Source organism: Desulfuromusa ferrireducens (assembly GCF_055389805.1).
On record NZ_AP042415.1, the window covers coordinates 3,099,209 to 3,119,756 of the forward strand.

17 protein-coding genes and 1 pseudogene are annotated in these 20,548 nt (G+C 49.5%); 10 read left to right on the forward strand and 8 right to left on the reverse strand.

All coding sequences use genetic code 11. From position 1 onward, the window contains the following. Positions 1–15 precede the first annotated feature (15 nt). On the forward strand, positions 16–402 hold the full coding sequence (locus ACZ5PT_RS13910; protein WP_464263634.1) for a cytochrome c3 family protein: 387 nt from the start codon (positions 16–18) through the stop codon (positions 400–402). A 466-nt stretch (positions 403–868) separates the two neighbouring features. Here ACZ5PT_RS13910 and ACZ5PT_RS13915 read toward each other — a convergent pair whose 3' ends face one another. Together ACZ5PT_RS13915 and ACZ5PT_RS13920 are read right to left on the reverse strand one after the other, a co-directional pair. Continuing rightward, the gene (locus ACZ5PT_RS13915; RefSeq protein ID WP_464266744.1) at positions 869–1,186 is read right to left on the reverse strand and encodes a type II toxin-antitoxin system RelE/ParE family toxin; all 318 of its coding nucleotides are present in this window, start codon (positions 1,184–1,186) and stop codon (positions 869–871) included. Continuing rightward, entirely contained in the window at positions 1,186–1,428 is a 243-nt protein-coding gene (locus ACZ5PT_RS13920) for a type II toxin-antitoxin system ParD family antitoxin (RefSeq protein ID WP_464263635.1), read from the reverse strand. The genes ACZ5PT_RS13915 and ACZ5PT_RS13920 overlap by 1 nt, the downstream gene beginning before the upstream one ends. A gap of 160 nt (positions 1,429–1,588) precedes the next feature. On the opposite strand from ACZ5PT_RS13920, the gene ACZ5PT_RS13925 reads away from it, so the two are divergent. The 6 genes and pseudogenes from ACZ5PT_RS13925 to ACZ5PT_RS13950 all read left to right on the forward strand — a co-directional run bounded on the left by ACZ5PT_RS13925 (position 1,589) and on the right by ACZ5PT_RS13950 (position 9,728). Then, positions 1,589–2,149, forward strand: coding sequence for a recombinase family protein (locus ACZ5PT_RS13925; protein WP_464263636.1), 561 nt, complete (start codon positions 1,589–1,591; stop codon positions 2,147–2,149). Between the two features lie 232 nt (positions 2,150–2,381). Continuing rightward, positions 2,382–2,876, forward strand: a pseudogene (locus ACZ5PT_RS13930) (transposase); the annotation flags it as partial. A gap of 298 nt (positions 2,877–3,174) precedes the next feature. Beyond that, complete coding sequence (locus tag ACZ5PT_RS13935; RefSeq protein WP_464263637.1) at positions 3,175–7,275, forward strand: response regulator; 4,101 nt, start codon at positions 3,175–3,177, stop codon at positions 7,273–7,275. Beyond that, positions 7,275–8,114 carry a CheR family methyltransferase gene (locus ACZ5PT_RS13940; RefSeq protein WP_464263638.1) on the forward strand — a complete coding sequence of 280 codons (840 nt, stop codon included), beginning with the start codon at positions 7,275–7,277 and terminating at the stop codon, positions 8,112–8,114. The genes ACZ5PT_RS13935 and ACZ5PT_RS13940 overlap by 1 nt, the downstream gene beginning before the upstream one ends. An 8-nt stretch (positions 8,115–8,122) precedes the next feature. Beyond that, positions 8,123–8,713: a chemotaxis protein CheB gene (locus ACZ5PT_RS13945; RefSeq protein ID WP_464263639.1), complete on the forward strand. Its 591-nt coding sequence runs from the start codon at positions 8,123–8,125 to the stop codon at positions 8,711–8,713. After that, positions 8,706–9,728 carry a GGDEF domain-containing response regulator gene (locus ACZ5PT_RS13950; RefSeq protein ID WP_464263640.1) on the forward strand — a complete coding sequence of 341 codons (1,023 nt, stop codon included), beginning with the start codon at positions 8,706–8,708 and terminating at the stop codon, positions 9,726–9,728. The genes ACZ5PT_RS13945 and ACZ5PT_RS13950 overlap by 8 nt, the downstream gene beginning before the upstream one ends. An 806-nt stretch (positions 9,729–10,534) precedes the next feature. Here ACZ5PT_RS13950 and ACZ5PT_RS13955 read toward each other — a convergent pair. The 3 genes from ACZ5PT_RS13955 to ACZ5PT_RS13965 form a co-directional block, all read right to left on the reverse strand. Continuing rightward, complete coding sequence (locus ACZ5PT_RS13955) at positions 10,535–13,162, reverse strand: cache domain-containing protein (protein WP_464263641.1); 2,628 nt, start codon at positions 13,160–13,162, stop codon at positions 10,535–10,537. A 947-nt stretch (positions 13,163–14,109) separates the two neighbouring features. Next, entirely contained in the window at positions 14,110–14,760 is a 651-nt protein-coding gene (locus ACZ5PT_RS13960) for a VOC family protein (protein WP_464263642.1), read from the reverse strand. A 56-nt stretch (positions 14,761–14,816) separates the two neighbouring features. Further along, positions 14,817–15,728 (reverse strand): LysR family transcriptional regulator, encoded by a 912-nt coding sequence (locus ACZ5PT_RS13965; protein ID WP_464263643.1) that lies wholly within the window; start codon positions 15,726–15,728, stop codon positions 14,817–14,819. A 137-nt stretch (positions 15,729–15,865) separates the two neighbouring features. Between ACZ5PT_RS13965 and ACZ5PT_RS13970 the strand changes: the two genes are divergently transcribed. The 3 genes from ACZ5PT_RS13970 to ACZ5PT_RS13980 all read left to right on the forward strand — a co-directional run bounded on the left by ACZ5PT_RS13970 (position 15,866) and on the right by ACZ5PT_RS13980 (position 18,062). Beyond that, on the forward strand, positions 15,866–17,017 hold the full coding sequence (locus ACZ5PT_RS13970) for an iron-containing alcohol dehydrogenase (RefSeq protein ID WP_464263644.1): 1,152 nt from the start codon (positions 15,866–15,868) through the stop codon (positions 17,015–17,017). A gap of 287 nt (positions 17,018–17,304) precedes the next feature. Beyond that, entirely contained in the window at positions 17,305–17,847 is a 543-nt protein-coding gene (locus ACZ5PT_RS13975) for a DUF2975 domain-containing protein (RefSeq protein ID WP_464263645.1), read from the forward strand. An 11-nt stretch (positions 17,848–17,858) separates the two neighbouring features. Then, positions 17,859–18,062, forward strand: coding sequence for a helix-turn-helix domain-containing protein (locus ACZ5PT_RS13980; RefSeq protein WP_464263646.1), 204 nt, complete (start codon positions 17,859–17,861; stop codon positions 18,060–18,062). Positions 18,063–18,488: 426 nt separating this feature from the next. Here ACZ5PT_RS13980 and ACZ5PT_RS13985 read toward each other — a convergent pair whose 3' ends face one another. From ACZ5PT_RS13985 to ACZ5PT_RS13995, 3 genes are all read right to left on the reverse strand, one after another. Then, entirely contained in the window at positions 18,489–19,037 is a 549-nt protein-coding gene (locus ACZ5PT_RS13985; RefSeq protein WP_464263647.1) for an NADPH-dependent FMN reductase, read from the reverse strand. Positions 19,038–19,050: 13 nt separating this feature from the next. Then, positions 19,051–19,761: a pirin family protein gene (locus ACZ5PT_RS13990; RefSeq protein WP_464263648.1), complete on the reverse strand. Its 711-nt coding sequence runs from the start codon at positions 19,759–19,761 to the stop codon at positions 19,051–19,053. Between the two features lie 68 nt (positions 19,762–19,829). Further along, entirely contained in the window at positions 19,830–20,273 is a 444-nt protein-coding gene (locus ACZ5PT_RS13995) for a MarR family winged helix-turn-helix transcriptional regulator (protein ID WP_464263649.1), read from the reverse strand. Positions 20,274–20,548 lie beyond the last annotated feature (275 nt).

Here is a 20,548-nt window from a genome sequence, read left to right on the forward strand (position 1 = left end):
CGGTAAGGAGAAAACATGAAGTCATATAAAAAGTTGATTTTCGCAATGCTGCTCGTCTTTATTGCCTTCACTGTTCAGGCAAAAGAGACTCTCGAGCAGTATGATGGGATTAAAGGCAGAAGCTATCATACCGATTTTTATGACGGTAAATCCTGTGATTCCTGCCACGACAGCAAAAAGCCATTGAACTTCCCGGCTGATGATGCCTGTCTGGCGTGTCACGATCTGGACGAGCTGATCAAATCAACCGAGCGCCCGAAAGATGAAGAAGGGCAGAACCCGCATAACAACATGCATTACGGCAAAGACGTGCCCTGCATGGAGTGTCACGGTGAGCATGAATCACGCAAGCCGCTTTGCCAAGGTTGCCACTCGTTCCATTATGATAAGTTCCAGGAATAATTAAACAACTTAGAGACATCAACAGCCCGGCAGTACCTGCCGGGCTGTATTGACAACTTAACAGGTTTGGGGTGTGAACCAGCAGTTTTGTTAAGTCAATTCAAACTCATCCGGTCCAACTGGCACAGGTATTCTGCTGCCAGATTTCAACGACTCGATCACGAAGGGTACGATAGTTTTTCTCGCTCATCAAATGTCGCTGATGGCGGAACAGATTATTTGCCAGACCATGGAATGATAGATAATGCTTGGAGCTGTCTTCGCGACTTGAAGCGCCGCATTTTCCATTCACGCTGGCGAGTAGGTTGGTGCGATTGAATCGCTGTCAGTCAAGCAGACAATTCCCAGTCTCCAATATAGTAAGTTGGACTGACATCCACCGCTCTGAATCCTGCAAGTATTGACTTATCGGACCCTGATCCCCTGAATATCGCCACTTCCAGTAAAAGAGCCGCATGATTAATTATCAGTGCGGATCTTCCTGTCTGGTTGTAAGCTGAATTTCTACGTCCATACTCTCATGGAGAATGCGGACAATTTCGACTTGTGATTTTGCGATGCTGCGGAAATAAATCACATGGTTCCCTGTTGGGAACTTATGATACCCGGTTCGAACCTCACTGCATTCTCGCCCCAGAGATGGATTGGCTGCCAAGCGAAAAAAGCAGGCATCTAAATCCTTGAGATATTTGTTCCGCTGGTCACGGCCCCAACGCTTCTGCGTAAAACGTGCAATATCCTTCAGATCACTTTTGGCCTTTTCAGTAAGGGTGAATGTTGCCATCATTTCAGATCGTCTGCGTCGAGTTCCTGAATCAAGCTATTCAGCGAATAATCAGAAGTACCACTGTTTTCACCCTCTACCAATGCCTTGCGTAAAAGATTGAGCCTGGCTTCCTTTTCTTCTAAAAGACGAAGACCGGCACGGATGGCCTCGCTCACCGAGCCATAGTGGCCCGATTCTACCTGTTTACCAACAAATTCCTCGAAATGGGGACCAAGAGTGACGCTAGTATTTTTCGACATAAAACCTCCACAAAAGACGATATTATTATCTAATACTTATCGGTATTGATCAAGGGGAATAAGTCACACTCTTTTCACTTTCACTTTCACTTTCACTTAACCGCTCCCACGACAGGGTTTTCTTTTCTCTACCGGAAGGAGGAAGCCATGGGAATGAGAATTGGTTACGCGAGAGTACAGTAGTGCCGGGCAAAAACTTGATGTGCAGCTTGACAAACTGGAAGACTGTGATCGTGTCTATTATGAAAAAACATCCGAATCTTCTACGACCTCATGGCCAGAACTTTTGAAAGCACTGGATTTTGTTCGGGACGACGATGTTTTGGTTGTCACCAAGCTAGATCGACTCGCTCGCTCGGTTGTCGATATGGCTATGATTATCACCCTCCTGCAGGAGAAAGAGGTAGATCTCGTCGTTCTTGATCAGGGAATCGACACGACAACCATGTACGGACGGCTTCAATTCAACATCCTGACATCGATTGGTGAGTTCGAGCGAGAGATCATAAAAGAGCGCTCCCGAGAGGGCCGCGAGAAGGCAATCGCTAACGGAGTTAAGTTTGGAGCACCGCAGAAGCTATCAGAAACTGAAATCGCCCAACTAATTCGGGATTATGAAAGTCCAGATGTCAGTAAAAAAGACCTAGCTGAGTTCTATGGTCTAAGTCGTTCATCGGTCTATCGAATCTACAAAGAACGCTGCCAAAACCTTTCCGATTAATGCAGCAAAGCAAGAATGGTCCATGATCTGCTAATCATGGGTCATTCACGTGTTTAAATGGGGTGACTTATCAGACATCCAGCCCCATCAAAATTCCAATCCCTATGTGTCAGCGTAGTTGTCACCTCTATCTGATTTCCAGAATATTGGGGCAGGTGGGAGAGCTCTACTTCTGCCCCAAATGACCGGCTAATTTCAATAACACAACATTTCGGACGTTTCTTACTATGTTGAGGTTCGGCACGACGACTACCGTGACACCCGCCGGCTCTTGACCTACCGCACCACCAACCGGGAAGTCTATCGCGAATACCGCTCCGACCCAAAAGTCTGCCAGCATTGTCCCCTGCTGGGACAATGCACCAGCAACGCTCAATACATAAAAATCGTCACTCGACATGTTTGGGAAGATTATCGGGAGAAGGTTGATTCCCACCGTAAAACCAGGCAGGGGAAAGCCCTCTACAAACGACGCAAGGAGACCATCGAGCGCAGCTTCGCCGATGCCAAACAGCTCCATGGGCACCGCTACATCCGGATGCGTGGATTACTCCGTGCCCAAGAGCAGTGTTTGCTGTCAGCCGCCTGTCAGAATATAAAAAAGATGGCGTTGATGCTGGGCAATTCAGAGGGGAAGAGCAAAAAAGGCTCTTCGCTTACATTTTGGACGCTATTTAGTCGCGGAGTTGAACTTATGGGGCTGGCGCAAAGATCCGCCTGGGATTGAAGTTCTGAACGTTCAAGGGAACCCGTAAAAAGAGCAAAACAAAACCGCACATTCGAAAACGTGGGGTTTGTCAGTGATCTGTAAGTGCCCCTCAGGCGAAACCTGGAGGGCACTTTTTTGCTTTGCAACCCTGCTTTTCCGAGTTGTTTTCAGCTGTGCTGCGGAATGCAGGCTGCTCCTGAGAAGTTTTTTTGGGGAGAGCCGCTTGCAAGAGTTTCTGCGTCGGTCATAATTCTTTAGCCCCGTTGTTTGCTCTTGGGACGGTTGATGTTTAGCAATGTTGTTGGAGTTGGCATTTATGAGAATGCTTAAGGACCTGAAATTAAAACCGAAACTGGTCTCGCTTTTTCTCTTGGCAGGACTGATCCCGCTGCTGTTGATCAGCTTTCTGGTCAGTCATCTGGTGACCAATACCTTGATGGATAAGTCTTTCGATCAGTTCCTCCTCTCGCAAGCCGCGAAAAAAAATCAGATTGAAGCCTACTTCAGAGATCAGGTAACGGACTTGAAAATTCTGGCGAACAGCCGGGATATCGCTGCAACCTACGCGGCCTTACACGACTATCGTAGCAAAAGAGTGATTTTCCCCGACCATCCTTTTCCGATTGATAATGAAGAGTATGTGGCGCTCCATTTAGCCAATAGAGATTTTTTTGATGCCTACATCAAGGCCTTTGCCTACCGCGAGATATTTATTCTTTGTGAGGAACATGGGCATGTGATGTTCACCCTGAACAATAAGGCCGCAGCCGGCACCAACCTGCGCCATGGTCAGCATAATAATTCCAATCTGTCCAAACTCTGGCAAACGGTCAAAGAGCGTCAGGCTTATGTTTTTATCGATTTTAGCGATGATTCCTTAAGTGACGGACAGGAGTCAGCCTATCTCGGTTACCCCTTTTATGACCAGAATGGCCGTATGACCGGTGTTATTGCTCTGCAGCTCGGACCTGAAACGATCAATCAGATCATGGATTCCCGCGATGGTATGGGAGAAACCGGCGAAACCTATCTGGTGGCTTATGATCAGCTGCATCGGCGTTATGAGTTCCGCAGTAATATGCAGACCATGGGGGCCGGTAAATATGTTGTCGGGGCTTCGATCAGCCCTACCGAATACTGGCTGGACGCCTTTGATGAGAATACAGCGGATAGCGGCAAGGGGCTCTACTTCGACAGTATCGGCAGCGAGGTATTGATTGCCTATGACAAGGTCGATGTTCAGGATATCAGCTGGGCGTTGATCTCCAAGATTAGCAAGACAGAAGTGACTGCGCCGATCCGGGATTTGATCGACAGCATCTTGCTGTCCGGCTTGGCTATTCTGCTAGGGCTGGCTATTTCTTCCTATCTGCTGGCGCGCAACCTGAGCCGGCCGATCCTCAACAACATCCGCTTTGCCGAATCGATCTCCAGGGGCGAGCTGGAGGCGAGTCTCGACCTGGATCAGAATGACGAGCTTGGCAACTTGGCTGCAGCGCTGAACGGCATGGCCGGGAACCTGCGTGCCCTCGATTGGCTCAAAAGGGGCAAGGAGGGGTTCGATGATGAGCTACGCGGAGACCATGATATTCAGCAGTTGGCAGAACGGTTTATCGGTTTTGTGACCCGGCATTTCGCTGCTCAGCTGGGCGCCCTCTACCTGGCGGATGCAGAGAGTGACAAGTTGCGGCTGGTTGCCAGCCACGCTTTCAGCGACCGCCGCGGTCACTTCACGGAGTTTGCCTTCGGCGAGGGGCTGGTCGGTCAGGCCGCCTGGGAGAAACAGATTCTCTATTTCTCCCACGTCGAAGACCAGGCGCCGGATCTGAACTACGGGGTCGCAGAGACCGACATTGCTCATTTCGTGATTGCCCCGCTGATTTTTGAAGATCAGGTGTTGGCGGTTTTCCTGGTCGGCTCCCAGACCCCTTTTACCCCTTTGCAGAAAACACTGCTGGAGCAGAATCTCGGCAATATTGCCATTCTCTTTAATGCGGCAAGATCCCGTAAATTGATTGAGCAGCTGCTGCAACAGGCCAAGCAGCAGCAGGAAGAACTGCGGGTGACCAACGAAGATTTGGAGGCTCAGGCGCGGCAACTGCGGGAATCGGAGGCACAATTACAGGCCCAGCAGGAAGAGTTGCGGGTCAGCAACGAAGAGTTGGAGGAGCAGACCAAGAAGCTGCGAGAGTCTGAAGCGCTGTTGCAGGCCCAGCAGGAAGAACTGCGTGTTACCAATGAGGAATTGGAAGAACGGAGCAAAGCCCTGGAAGAGCAGAGTGACGTGGTTAAAAGCAAGAACCTGGCACTATTGGAAGCCAATCAAAGCGTTGAAAAGAAGGCCCGCGATCTGGAGCGGGCCAGTCAGTATAAGACCGAATTTTTGGCCAACATGTCGCACGAATTGCGCACCCCACTGAACAGTATTCTGATCCTGTCACAACTGTTGACCAATAATAAGGAGGTCAATCTTACGGAAAAACAACTGGAATACTCCCAGACCATCCATAACTCGGGCACCAATCTTCTCAACCTGATCAACGATATCCTCGATCTCTCGAAGATTGAGGCGGGCAAGATGGAAATCCTGGTCGAGGAGGTCAGTCCGCTTGAAGTTGCCCATGAGATGGAGTCGTTGTTTGTTCCGCTGACCACAGATCAAGAGATAGAATTCATCGTCGACTGCAGCCCCGACCTGCCGACGCCCTTTCTGAGTGATCGGCAGAAGCTGCAACAGATAGTCAAGAACCTGCTCTCCAACGCCATCAAGTTTACCGCTAAAGGCTCGGTTGCCCTGCGGATCTCCACGCCAGCGGCGGAGACCCTTTTTAAGGATGAGAGTTTGCGCGCCCGGTCGGTTATCGCCTTCACTGTTGAGGATACCGGTATCGGAATTCCGCTCGACAAGCAGGACGCGGTTTTCGAAGCCTTTCAGCAGGTCGACGGCACAACCAGTCGCAAGTTCGGCGGGACCGGACTTGGTCTGTCTATCTCGCGAGAATTTACCCGGTTGCTGGAAGGGGAGCTCCAGTTGCAGAGCAAACCGGACAAGGGGAGCCGTTTTACCGTTTTCCTGCCGTCATTGACCCCTGTTGAGAAGATCCCGGCGCCGGAACCATCTGTCGTTGAGGAACAAGTAACGACTGAAACCCCGATGGCCGTGGAGTCTGGGACCAGTGCCCCGGTCAGTAAACCACCCGCAACCAGTTATGTCGAAGATGACCGGAAAGAGCTGCATGAAAATGATCGGGTGCTGTTGATCATCGAAGATGACCGGGACTTTGCCCGGGTGCTCAGGGATCTGGCACGGGAGCGCGGCTTTAAGTGTCTGGTCGCCGAGGATGGGGAGTCGGGCCTGCACTTTGCTGATTACTACCATCCCTCCGCCGCCATCATCGATCTTGGTCTGCCCGGAATCGACGGTTTGGAAGTCATCAAGCGTTTGAAGGCCAGTCCCGCCACGCGACATATTCCCGTGCATATCATCTCCGGTCGGGAGCGCTCAGCCAATGTCATGAGTATGGGGGCGATCGGTTTTTTGACCAAGCCGGTTGCCGAGGACGAGCTGTTCAGAGCTTTTGGCAAAATTGAACAGGTCATCTCCAAGAAGATGAAAAAGTTGTTGGTCGTTGAAGACGATAAGATTCAGCGTGACAGTATTATTGAACTGGTCGGGGATAACGACGTCGACTCGAAGGCGGTTGCGACTGCTGAAGAGGCCTACCAGGCCCTTTGTAACGACAGTTACGACTGCATGATCCTCGATCTTGGCCTCAAGGGCTCGGATGGTTACCAGCTGCTTGATCGCATCAAGCAGAGCCCCCGGCTTGCGGATGTGCCGATTATCATTTACACCGGCAGGGAGTTGACCCAGGACGAGGAGATGCGTTTGAAGCGGAGTGCGGAAAGCATCATTATCAAGGGAGCTCATTCCCCGGAACGGTTGCTGGACGAGACGACTCTTTTTCTGCATCGGGTCGAAACCCAGCTGCCGGACGCCAAACAAAAAATGCTGCGTAGTGTGCAGAGTGCCGATAGCGGCTGTGAAGGTAAGCTGGTCCTGGTGGTTGATGACGACATGCGTAACGTCTTTGCTCTGTCTAGTGTACTGGAAGAGAACGGTATGCAGGTGATTGTTGGTAAAAACGGTCGGGAAGGTCTGAGCAAACTTGAATCGGTTCCTGGTATCGATCTGGTGCTGATGGACATCATGATGCCGGAGATGGACGGTTATGAAGCGATGCGCCAGATCCGTAAAAACAGCAAATACCGGAAACTACCGATCATCGCCCTGACGGCTAAAGCGATGAAGGGTGATCGGGATAAATGTATTCAGGCGGGTGCTAACGATTACCTGTCGAAACCGGTTGATACCAAGAAGTTACTTTCACTCTTGCGGGTCTGGTTATACAGCTGATGGGTGACACTCAGGATCTACAAAATGTCCAGATCGAATTGGCCATGTTGGCGGAGACGGTTTTCCGTAAATATGGTTACGACTTCAGGGATTATTCCGAGGCGCATCTGCGGCGCAGAATCAAGCATGCCATGCAGAAGTTGAATGTCCCCAGCATATCCGCTCTGCAGCATGAAGTTCTTTATGACAAAGCCTGTTTCGACCTGGTGCTGAAAGAGCTTTCGATCAACGTTACCGAAATGTTTCGTGACCCCTCCTTTTACCGGTTGTTGCGGGAAGAGATTGTCCCGGCCCTGAAGACCTATCCGTTCGTCAAGATCTGGCACGCCGGTTGTGCCTCGGGCGAAGAGGTTTATTCGATGGCCATTCTGCTCAAGGAAGAGGGGCTCTATGGCAAGGCCCAGATCTATGCCACAGACTTCAATGCCCGCGTGCTGCAGAAGGCCAAGGAGGCAATCTTTCCGATCGAACTGATCAAGGAATACACCGCTAACTATATTGCTGCTGGCGGGAGGCAGGATTTTTCCGACTATTACACGGCCGCCTATGATTCGATCATTCTCAGCAAGGGTCTTCGGGAGCAGATTGTTTTCTCTGATCACAACCTGGCCACAGATACCGTCTTTGGCGAAATGCACATGGTGATCTGTCGCAACGTGATGATCTATTTCAACCAGGAGTTGCAGGATCGTGTCGTCAAGCTGTTCGCTGACAGCCTCTGTTACCGGGGGATCCTCTGTCTTGGTTCTAAGGAGTCGCTCAAGTTCAATGCGAATGCGGCGCTGTTTGAGACGATATCCGCAAGCGAAAAAGTATATAAAAAAACCGGGAGGCAGTAGTTCGAGACATGCATAGCAGTTATCGGGCGATTGTTGTCGGCACCTCGGCAGGAGGTTTTAACGCCAGTCAGACACTTCTTAGTGGCTTGGCTGCCGATTTAAACGCTGCGGTTATCATTGTGCAGCACCTGCCGAAACAAGCTAACGACAGCATGATCAGTCTGTTAAATGAAGTCTCGCAGCTGTCGGTCAAGGAAGCGGAAGAAAAAGAGTCGATCAGGCCGGGAATCGTCTACCTCTGTCCGCCCGATTATCATTTATTGATTGAGGCCGACAGGAGTTTTGCGCTGTCTGCGGACCCGAAGGTGAACTATTCGCGACCATCAATCGATGTCCTGTTTGAATCGGCTGCGGAGATTTATCGGGCTAGGCTGATCGGAGTAGTTTTGACCGGGGCCAACGCTGACGGGAGTGCGGGGCTGAAAATTATCAAGCAGTACGGTGGCTTGGCGATTGTCCAGGATCCGGGCGATGCGGCGTATCCCGAGATGCCCCAGGCGGCGCTGGACGCCGTCGAGGTCGACACCATTCTGCCACTTGCTAAAATTGCCGGAAAGCTGAACTCGCTCATCGCTGCGACAGGAAAAGATCATGAATAGAAAGGCAAAGATTCTGATCGTTGACGACCTTGAGGAGAACCTGCTCGCTCTGGAAGCCATTATCGATTTGCCGGAAACAGCCCTGGTTAAGGCAAGTTCGGGAGAAATGGCTCTGGAAATGCTGCTTTCGCACGAGATTACCCTGGTCATTCTTGACGTGCAGATGCCCGGCATGGATGGCTTTGAGACCGCCGAGTTGATGCGTGGCAATAGACGCACCAGGGACATTCCGATTATCTTTGTCACTGCCATCAGCAAAGAGGATCATTACCAGTTTCAGGGTTATGAAAGTGGCGCCGTGGATTATCTGTTTAAGCCACTCAAACCGGAAATTCTGCTCGGCAAGATCCGGATTTTTGTCGACATGTATTTTCAGAAGCTTGAATTGATAGAAAAAACCAACATCCTGGACAGAAAAGTACTGGAACTAGAACAGGTAAAAAGTGACCTGGAGGCAACGAATCAGAGACTAGAGGAGCTCTCTGCTCACGATGCCTTGACCAACCTCTTCAATCGCAGGGTTTTTGACGAAAAATCCGAGGAAGAACTTTTGCGCGCCAGTCGCACCGGCAGGCCCTTGTCGGTGGTGATGGTTGATATCGACTATTTTAAAAAATATAATGATCAGTATGGTCATCCGCAGGGGGATGAATGTCTGGTACGAGTTGCTGATGCGCTGGTGGCTCTAGCTCATCGTCCCGGTGACCTGGTTGTCCGTTACGGTGGCGAAGAGTTCCTGCTTCTGCTTCCAGAGACGGATTTGGAAGGGGTGCAGCATATTGCTGATAATATCTGCTCGGGCATTCGTGACCTACGACAGGAACATGCCCAGTCGGACATTGCTGAAGTTGTCACGGTCAGTGTCGGTGCGATTGCCATTGCAACCTATCCTCAGCATGTTTCCGGCATCTGCAAGTTGATCAAGGCAGCTGACGAAGCTCTCTATCAGGCAAAGCATCTTGGGCGGGATCGGGCCGTGGTGAAAGAGCTGACACTCCCAACGGACGTGGGCTGATTTGCCGAGTTTCCGGGCTAGGTCCTGCCTGGGGGATGGGTAAGGAAAAAGCCTTCAGGCTGCCCATGGTTTGAACCAACCGATTTGAGCGGTTCACAATTAAAGCCCCGGCTTTGCTGGGGGATACTTACTCTTGCTGAATGTGCCTTACAGCTGACCCATTCCAGAACAAATTAAGCCTCAACCTGTTCATGCGGGCGGAGGCTTTCCTGCAAATTATTTCATAATGTGATCCTGCTGGATCTAAGGATAAATTGCACAGATTCGGCTCACAAAAAATCAGAATTTCACTTTTGGGAACGAGTTTCGGAGCGAGCGGGCTCCTTTCGCAAAAATTGTAAGTTTTGACCGACAACCACCAGCCCTGAATCCTGCAAGTGTCGATTTATCGGACTCTGATCGAAGAATTTCAGCTCAACAATATCGACCAACCGAAATTGTCTCGGAAGTTGTTCCGCATTGATTTACAGGTCAGAGAGTCGGCCAGATCGAGCCCGTCTTGAATCTCGCCATTTCCAGTAAACCAATGTCTGATAGGGTACCCTATTCCAAGAACCGCCCATGATCTGGTAATCGTGGGCGGTTCACGTGTTTATAGGGGTGAGTTCTGGGAACCGTGTATTGAGTCACCAGCGGTCTAGTGCTCTATAAATGGTAAGGCAATAGGCTTTATAATTTCCCAAGGTGTTCGATTCAAGACATCTCTTAAGACCTTGCCAAGGAGATACCCACCGGCTTATTCAAAGAAAGTCCATTAGGCAGACAAAGCAGAACGAATGTGCTGGCAACCTCAAATGGACATGCTCTCAACCGAGGGCTTCAGCAACCGTCCTGCTGAGCGTTGCGGCATCATAGGGCTTGGCAAGAAAACGCCCCCCTGCATCGTGACCCTGTTGTAAATCGCCTTCCTTGGCGAACCCGGAAACTAAGACGACAGGGACCACAGAGTCGAGTCTCCGCAATTCCTGATAGCATTCACGTCCGCCCATCCCAGGCATAATCATATCAAGCAGCACAAGGTCAATCTCAGCTTGGTGCTGCCGGTACAATTCAAGACCTTCTTGGCCATCCACAGCGAGTAGAACCCTATAGCCCATCGTTTCCAGCATCTCCTTGGTTGAGACGCGGAGGATCTCTTCATCTTCCACCATCAAAATGGTACCAGAACCGGAAATGACAGCTCCCGGGCCATGCTCTGGGCGGGGCAAGGCGAGTTCAGACAAAGGCAGCAGAAGGGTAAATACTGTTCCCTCACCCTCCTCACTGGCGACCTGGATATCCCCGCCATGCTGTTCGACCGCACCATAGGCGGACCACAAACCGAGGCCAGTTCCCTGGCCCTGTTTTTTGGTGGTAAAAAATGGCTCAAAGAGCCTATCGAAAATCTCCTGCGGGATCCCTTCACCGTTATCTTCTACTTCGATTTGCAGATAGCGCCCGGGAGAAATTGCCAACGACCGCTGGTCACACTCAGTAGATAGCAACTGACGTTCCGAGGAACCAAACCTTAACATTCCACCGTCGGGCATGGCGTGGGAGGCATTAATCCCCAGATTCAAAAAGGTGCTCTGCAGTTGCGACAAATCACCGACCACCACATCGTTCTCGGCTTGAAGATCGAGCCTTATTTCGATCGACTTATCCACACTCCGCCTGAGAATCTCGACTGTTTCATGAAGCGCCTTGTGGACATGAATCTGCGTCGAAACCTTTGCATTCTTCCGGGAAAAGGTCAGCAGCTTCCGCGTCAGGTCCGCAGCCCGCTGCGAAGCGTCTTTAATGATCTTAAGATAGTCTTGCGCCTTTTCATGACCAGCTAGCTTCCGTTCCAACAGATATGCCGAGTTCTGGATTCCAGCCAGCAAATTATTGAAGTCATGGGCAACGCCACCGGCAAGCTGGCCAATCGCCTCCATCTTCCGACTCTGCAGCATGGACTCTTCCATCTGTACCCGCTCGGTAATATCATCGATACGGATCACGGCCGCCTGCAAACCTGCCGGCAGCGGATAAAGGGTCACATCAAAGAATTTGACGGCCTGATTTTCCGAGACCACCCGACAGGAACCATTGAAATGTTGACTTAACTTAAGTGCCTGCTTAATTTTATTTAGAATTTCAGCGCAGTCGCCCAACACCAATTCCAGCGGCTGCTGCAACGCAGCCTTCCGGGACAGACCGGTATACTCGACGGCTTTTTCATTCCAGAGAATGACCTTTTCCTGATCATCCACGCCGACCAGCATCGAAGGCATCGAATTGATAACACTGTCCAGTTGTGTCAGCAGATCCAGTTTTTCCTCCTCTGCGCTCACCAAATTTTGGGTCAAAGATTCAATCGCACGCCCGACCGATTCGACTTCAGTCACAGCCCGGAACGGCATCTCGAAAACCTTCTGCTCACGATAAAACGCATCCAATCCGCCGATCAGCGCGTTCAGGGGGCGCGTCAAACTGCGACTGAACTGAACCGTCAACAGCACCAGCATTCCAGCGACAAAACACATCAGCACATAACTGACCAACATCAACTGGCTGATCGGGGCGGTAATATCATCAACATAGCCGGAGGATGCAACATACCAGTCGAAGTTTTTTAGCTTCTTTACATAGACAAATTTCTTCTCTGCCTTCTGGTCAGAAGGGTTTTTCCAATCGTAGTAATAAAAATCATCCAGGTGTTTAATCATCTCCTGAGCGATATAGATGCCTTTTTCATTCTGTACCCCAGAACCCTCCGCCCCTTCAATCTCTGGGTGGATCAGCGCTTTCAGCTGTTCATCCAGCACAAAAAAATAGCCCCGCTCTAGAACCTTGAAAGACTCAATCAGTGGTCTCAAATCCTCAATATTGACCAGTTGGGTAAATTCATCCCGATAGGAGGTCGCCCCCACCACCCAGTTCCAAGACTCAAAGTAGCGGAAATAACCGACCTTATCACGGGCCGTTTCATCTTCTGGATTTTGCCAGTGATATTCGTTGTAACCATTTTTCTGGGCAACCCAATCCTGGCAACCTTGATTAAACGCACAATCGGTTCCGCGAGAAAAGGGGTGAATATCGATCATGATGCGCGACTCCTCGGGCCGCAAGGCAACAATGTAACCACTGTCTCCAATGGTTCGACTCAAAGCATAGTCCTGATATGCATCTTTCGCCCGCTGCTCGGTCAACGTTCCCGCTAGCTGCTGCTGATAGAGCCGCTCAAGCACGACAAAGTCCTGCTCGACGATGCCGCGTAAATAATTCCGAATCACCGCATCTAGCATCGTCTCGGCAGCAGTGTTTACCGACTCAGCTACCTCGCGAAGTTCTTTTCGGGCATTCCTATGCAACGTCCTCTCGATGACGAAATAATTCACCGCCATGAACATCAGCAGGACCAGAAAAATATAGCTTCCGAAATATAAATATATTTTACGGCTAAGTTTCATTAATTACCCTCTTGTAGAGGTGGTTCCCAACCGTGCCCACCTAATCTTCCACAAAAAATTGCTCGATAAGTATACCGTAGGATGCCATATCTATCTTTTCCTTAAAACCAGAAGCCTTAGAGGTACTGCAGACGCTTGGTCGGCACGATGAAGTTGATCTGTTTGCCAGTTTGGCAAGGAGTTGAAACTTATTTTAGGGGCGAAGTAAGTGCCGGCAGTTGTAGTGAGGGGCTCGGGAAAAAATCCCAAGGCCCTGATTCCAACAGGTGTCGTATTTCCGGACACTGATCGGGTGCGATTTCAACTCGGTAGTACCGACTAGATGAAACGGTCCTGGAAGTTGTTCAGTATTGTTTTGGCGGTCAGAATGTCAGTCGGTTCGAACATGGTCTGAATATCGCCACTTCCAGTAAAAGATGACCGCTAAATACTGCAAACCGAGCCCCCCTCTTCGCTGTTCTGAGCTTTTTTATGTTCTGTGTTATTTAATATTGGAAACCATGGTCATCTTGAGGATCTTGAGTAGACTTAGAAGTCCCTCTCAAGATGTTACATGTATGAATTTGTGGTCAAAAATAATAAGAGATAACGCTGTAGAAAAGAGACTACAGATCACTTTGATGGCAGATATATTGTCATCAGGAAATGTCCCCCTACAGCACAAAAAAGCTACATCCCTCCCACCACAACCAGTCAATGTCAGAGAATCATTATACGGTGGAAAGCCTATCGACCACTAAACAACAAAAGACCCAATCCAGGAGAACTGGCCAGGTCGGCCATTCATTGAATATCGCGGGATCCAGTAAAAAGTGTCTGATTAATGCCGAAAATCAAGAAAACCGCACGATCTGGTATCCGTGCGGTTTTCGCGTGTTTAAAGGGGTGACTTATGGGACGCCGCCCCCCCAACTTGTCATGATTCCCTTGGAGGAATGACAACATGTTCAATCAAACACGACTAGTCCATTGGGCGTAGCTACCTGTGCTTTCAGCCCTTCCTCTGCTTCAGTACTGGCCTCTTTGATGTCTATCTCATGTCCAAGACCTAGGGACGTTATGACGCCTTTCAATAAGCTTGGATTGTGGTGGTAGCCTTCAAACGCGACTAAGCGACATCCCGATTCTTGTAGTCTGTTCGCGGGAGACTGGTCGAATTCCCATTCGATGATTGGTGGAACCAGTCCTGCGAAAGTCAACGCACCATCCTGGGGAATAGTTATCTGCCAGTTCAATTGTCCACGACTCATTGGTCGAACCTGCCCGATATCGATATTACTTCTTTTAACTGCTGCGTGGATATCATCAGTTCTTGCCACCCAGGTAATCAGCCTGGGCCGCTCACGAAGTTTTGCCTGCATTTCTGGAGAATCTAATTCGAACCATCTGGGCTGGCTAGGTTTGCTCCCCGCAGGATCTATGGCGATCACCTCTAGATAACGATCTAGATCCAGCTTTAGCAACATGTTGTGGGTTCCTTGACTGGTGTGCTGCCCTCCTATCTGCATCTCCACGCCAAGTGTTTCTCGAAGGTACTCGGTTCCCTGCTCCAGAGAGGCCGCTGCTATGACAAGGTGATCCAGGTTGGCAGAAGGCATGAATCTGTCCTTTCTCGCTAAGGTCCTTATGTAAAATCTGTTCTTGGTTATTTAACTTAAGGGATCGGCTGGGGGCTCTGGTACTGATAGATCGGATCGCTGCTGATTCGTTGGTGTAGGAAGTCGACCAGCAGCCTGACCTTGGGGGATAAATGTCGATTGGGCGGATAGACGGCCCAAACTGCCGACTCAGGCTCTCTATAATTATCCAAAACCGAGATCAAGGCCCCGCTTTGCAGGTGTTCAGCAACATAGTAATCGGGGAGCTGAACCAGGCCAATTCCGCGTAGTGCCGCATCGAGTAACGCCGGACCACTGTTGCAACTCCATTTGCCACCGACCTTGAGGGTGTGGCTTTTGCCATTCTCCGAAAAGCTCCAATAGTCGAGTGTCCCGAGCAGGCAATTTTGCTTGGCTAGATCCTTCAAGGTCTGTGGCGGACTATGACGAGTGAAGTATTGCGGTGAGCCGCAGGCATAGAGAGCCCGTGGTGCCAGTTTTCTGGCAATCAACGAAGAATCTCTCAGTTGCCCGAAGCGGATCGCCAAATCTATTCCTTCCTCCACCAAATCCACTATTTGATTGGTAAAGACCATCTCCACGCTTAAGTCAGGATACTCACTGGCGAATTTATTGACCAGCGGAGCGATAAATCGATCACCGTAGGCAACGGAACAGGTCAATCGCAGTTTACCGCGTGGAGTGGATTGGAGGGAGGTCACCGCTTGCTCGGCCTCTTCCAGACTATCGAGAAGTTGTCGGCAGTGCTGATAATAGGTCGAACCCACTTCCGTCGCTGTCACCTTGCGGGTGGTGCGATAAAACAGCTTGGCTCCCAGTCGTTCTTCAAGAGTAGTGACCTGCCGACTGACATGAGCAGTCGAGACTGAAAGCCGTTTGGCGGCAGCAGTAAAGCTCTGAGTTTCTGCGACGGCAACGAACTCTTCTATTCCTGCCCACTTAGCCATTGTTACTCCTCGGTAATAATATTTTACAAAAAAGCCTGATTATCATTTTGTCAGAAATGGATAGAATCCGTCCATCACAAAAACAGTAAACACGCAACTAGCAGATATCTGTGTTGCACAAAAAGGGAGAAATTTTCATGGCATCATTCACTGTACCAAGGCAAACATTTCACGGAGCGGGTTCTCTGGATAACCTGAAGGAGCTTAGCGGTCAGAAGGCCGTTATCGTCACCGGCGGTGGCTCTATGAAACGCTTCGGTTTTCTTGAAAAGACCATTACACTTTTACAGGAAGCAGGGATCGCTTCAGTTGTTTTCGAAGGGGTTGAAGCTGATCCCTCTGTCGAAACCGTCATGCGTGGTGTTGAAATTCTAAACCGCGAAAAACCGGATCTGATCATCGGTCTGGGAGGCTGCTCTGCAATCGATGCGGCCAAGGCGATGTGGGTCTTTTATGAATATCCCGAAGCGACATTCGAGGAAATCACCAAGCCTTTTACCATTAAGCCTCTACGCAACAAGGCACGCTTTGTCGCGATCCCCTCCACCAGTGGAACGGGTACCGAGGCGACCTGCGTTGCTGTTATTACCGATACGACAAAAGGGATCAAATATCCTTTGGTCTCTTATGAACTTTGCCCAGACATTGCCATCGTCGATGGCGAGTTGGCCGTCAGCATGCCTGCAAACGTCACTGCCGATACTGGTATGGATGCGCTGTCCCACGATGTCGAAGCCTTTGTTGCTGCATTGGCAAGTCCATATACCGATGCGCTGGCCATCGATTCGGTTCGCTCGATATTCACCAATCTTCCACGCGCCTATGAAGATGGTCAGAACCTGGAAGTGCGGCAAGCGATGCATGATGCCTCCTGCCTGGCTGGAATGGCATTCTCTAACGCGATTCTCGGCATTGTTCACTCAATCGCCCATCAGCTTGGTGGCATGTTCAATATTCCTCACGGCCGCGCCAACGCTATTTTGATGCCGAATGTTGTCCGCTTCAATAGCCGCAATACTGACAAGTACCGCTTGTTAGCTCAAGCTCTCGGCAAGGAGAGTGCTGAGGATTTTGCGCAAGAGCTTGATCGTCTCAGGCAACGTGTGGGTATTGAAGAAAGCTTTCAAGCTTACGGTCTCGATGCCAATATCTGGGAGGTAAAGCTTGATAGCATGGTGCAAAATGCCCTGGATGACCCTTGTACCGGCACCAACCCTCGACAGCCGTCTCAAGAAGAGATGAAGAGAATCTTCCAGTGCTGCTTTAGCGGTGAGGTTGTCGATTTCTGATCAATAGGCACGTTAAGCACCATCCGCAAGATAGTAACGGCCCAACCTTATTCTAAATGGTTGGGCCGTTTTGTATTTTGTTCCGGAGTGGAGTCTAGCTTCATCTAGGGACAATAACTCACAACTGCCCCTTGAAAAGCGCTTCCTCTCCGCTAACACGACCATTGTTTTTTAGCAGGCCATGGGTCTCTTTCAGTAATTAATTATCGTTTTGCGATAATTAATTACTGAAAGACGGCTAATCTCCTGCTATGTTCATCTTAATCAATCATTCAGGAGGAACCGCCATGGACAATTTGTCAAAAATTAAAAAATTCAGTAAAAAATTTCATCTGTTAATTTCTTTGATGCTTGCTGCAAGCCCTGTATATTACGTTGGTTATTGGGTGTTTATAAACATTCTACCCAAAACGCTAGTCACCGTAAATGTTGACTCCACGACATTAGTCCCTAATCATTTGCCGATAAAATTACAGCTAATCGGGTTCGCTATTAGCTTACTTCCTCTTTCTGCTTTGATATATGGGCTAATGAACATTAGTCGTCTATTTTCCCTCTATATGGAGGGTGTGTTCTTTTCCTTTGAACATGTCAGTGTTTTTAAAAAAACGTCTAAAGCTCTCTTGTCATGGGTTTTATTGTCAATGCTTTATGAATCCGCCAAAAGCATCTTGTTTTCAATCGGAAACCCTCCAGGACAAGGAGTTGTTAGTGTGAGCTTTGGCTCCTCAGAATTCACAAATCTTCTGGTCGCAGGTATTGTAATTGTTATTGCATGGGTCATGGATGAGGGACGTATTATTACCGAAGAACAACATCTAACCGTCTAGCCGGAGTTCTCATGCCAATAATTATTAACCTTGATGTTGTTCTAGCAATGCGCAAAATGAAGTCTATTGAGCTTGCAAAGTTGATCGGAATTACTGAACAAAACTTATCAATACTAAAGACAGGAAAAGCTAAAGCTGTTCGCATATCAACATTGGAGGAGATATGTAAGCACCTGCAATGCCAACCGGGAGATATTCTTGAATATAAAGAATAGTCATGTTAGCCAAAAACGAGATTCACTTGAAAACTAGGTTGCTTGTAGTGAATCTCCCCACAAGCAATGGACAGTTTTGAGAAATGACTTCATAGACGATCTAATCAATTTTTCAAAATGTATTTTGACCGGCCAAGTCTGACAAGTGTCGATTTATTGGACAATGAGCATGGGTGGTTTCAGCTCGAATCGTCAGATTGCCAGAAACGTCTCGGAAGTTGCTTCACATTGTATTATGGGTCTGAAAGCCAGCCAAATCGGGCATTACTGTATGTCGCGCATTGCAGTAAAAACTGTCAGATTTATGCACCCAAGCAAGAATCGCCCACGATCTGGTATCCGTGGACGATTCGCGTGTTTTCAGGAGTGACTGTGCAAGAATATTTGCTATAAATCTGCTCCTTTTCTTTCGAAGCATTGCTCACTTCAAGCACGCAATCGCTGCGCCCACTTCTGTAATGTTTCAAGCTGCTCAATGATCAATTCCTGGATTTTTTCATCGACCAGGTTACCTTCTGCGTCAAAGCTGCCAGTGAAGGCATTGCAGAAAACCTCTGGTTTGTTCAACAGGTGTAGATTGAGAAAAACACACACCTGACGCAGGTGATACTGCGCACGCGAAGTCCCCATACCGCCGCCGGACCCCATAATCGCTGCCGGCTTCCCACTCAACATCAGATTGTCAGGTTCCCGCGAGGCCCAATCCAAAGCATTTTTCAGTGCTGGGGCGAGAGAGTAGTTGTATTCCGGGCAGGCCAGCAGCAGGGCGTCGGCTTGGTCAATTTCGGTCAATAGCGTCTGCACGGCAGTTGGCCTTTTTATGAGGTCGGCGTTATAAAAGGGCACCTCGGAAAGATCGGCAATGTTTATTTCCATCCCCGCAGGGATATGTTCTTGAGCGTAGCGCAGCAGACCCCGATTGGTCGATTGGTTACGTAGGCTGCCGCAAATGCCGAACACCTTCAATGTATCCATCTCTTCCTCCTAGTTATGTCATTGGAACTTCAATGCACAGCAGTTCTGCCTGGCTCTGTGCGCTGATTTGTACGTCGTTTCCGCCCGTCAGGCCGAGACCATCACGCTGCTCAAGAGCATGGCCGTCGATCTCCGCCTGTCCACTGATGACGAAAAAGTAGAGGCCCGTTTCCGCCCGGTGTTTTTGATAGCTGAGAGATGTTCCAGAATCGAAATCAGCCATTGAAAACCAGGCATCCTGATTGATCCAGACCGCGCCGGAATCTTTATCCGGTGAAACCAGGATCTGAAAGCGGTTCTGGCGGTCTTTTTTTGCGAACAGTTGCTGGCCGTAACGCGGGATGATGTTCTTCTCTTTGGGAAAAACCCAGATCTGTAGGAAATTGACATCATCCTGCTCCGAGTTGTTGAATTCTGAGTGAGTCAGGCCAGAGCCTGCCGACATGACCTGAACTTCACCGGCGGTGATAATATGTTTGTTCCCCATACTGTCCTGATGCCACAAGGAACCAGCAAACGGGATGGAAACAATCTCCATGTTTTCGTGAGGATGAGTGCCAAAGCCCATCTCCGGCTTGACGATGTCATCGTTGATGACTCGCAACAGACCGAAGTTCATCCGCTCGGAATTGTGATAGTTGGCGAAACTGAAAGTATGTCTGCTGACCAGCCAGCCGTGATCGGCCAAGCCGCGTGAGTCGACCTTATGTAGAATGTGATTCATCTCTTTGTCCTTTCGATGATCCGTCTGTCGAGTTGTTTAAAAAATCGACATCATACAAGTGGGGGAAATTATCCACCCAGTCCAAGCTTCTTCAGCAAGGCTCCGAGCTGAACTTGCTCTTCATCAGACAGCACTGCAAATTTCTGGGTGACAATTCCAGCGTGTCTGGGGAAAACCCTAGCAATTAATTCCTTCCCCTCGGCAGTCAAGGTCACTGTAACCACTCGGCGATCACTCGCTGAACGATCCCGTATGACCAACTGCTTCTTTTCTAGGCTGTCGACGACGGTCGTGAGGTTGGCATTGCTTTTGAGGATCTTCTGGCCTAATTCCCCTTGGGAAAGGGAGCCGAGATGGAACAGGGCTTCTAACACTGCGAACTGACTGTGGGTGAGATTGTCTTGCTTCAGGTGGCGGTGAATATCGCTCGATGCACGGTTTGTGGCACGCATCAGTTTGACATAGACATTAAGAGCGTGGCGCTGAGTCGCTGGGAGTTGTTTGTATTTCATCGGACCTCCAAAATGTTTCGATGTCGAAACTTATGATTTATAAATATCACCGTTGTGGTCATAAATCAAGCCCTGCAGAGAAATATATTGGAGTTGCTCTCGGACCGAAAAGCCGAAATTCAAGTGGCCCTGTCAGGTAGATTGAATAAATGACCCATTGGTCCAAAAGGGTGTAAGTATTGACCGGCCGAGTCCAACAAATGTCGACTTATTGGACATAGAGCGAAGGTGACTTCAGTCTGAAAGTGCTGGCCGGAGAAAAGCGTCTCGGAAGT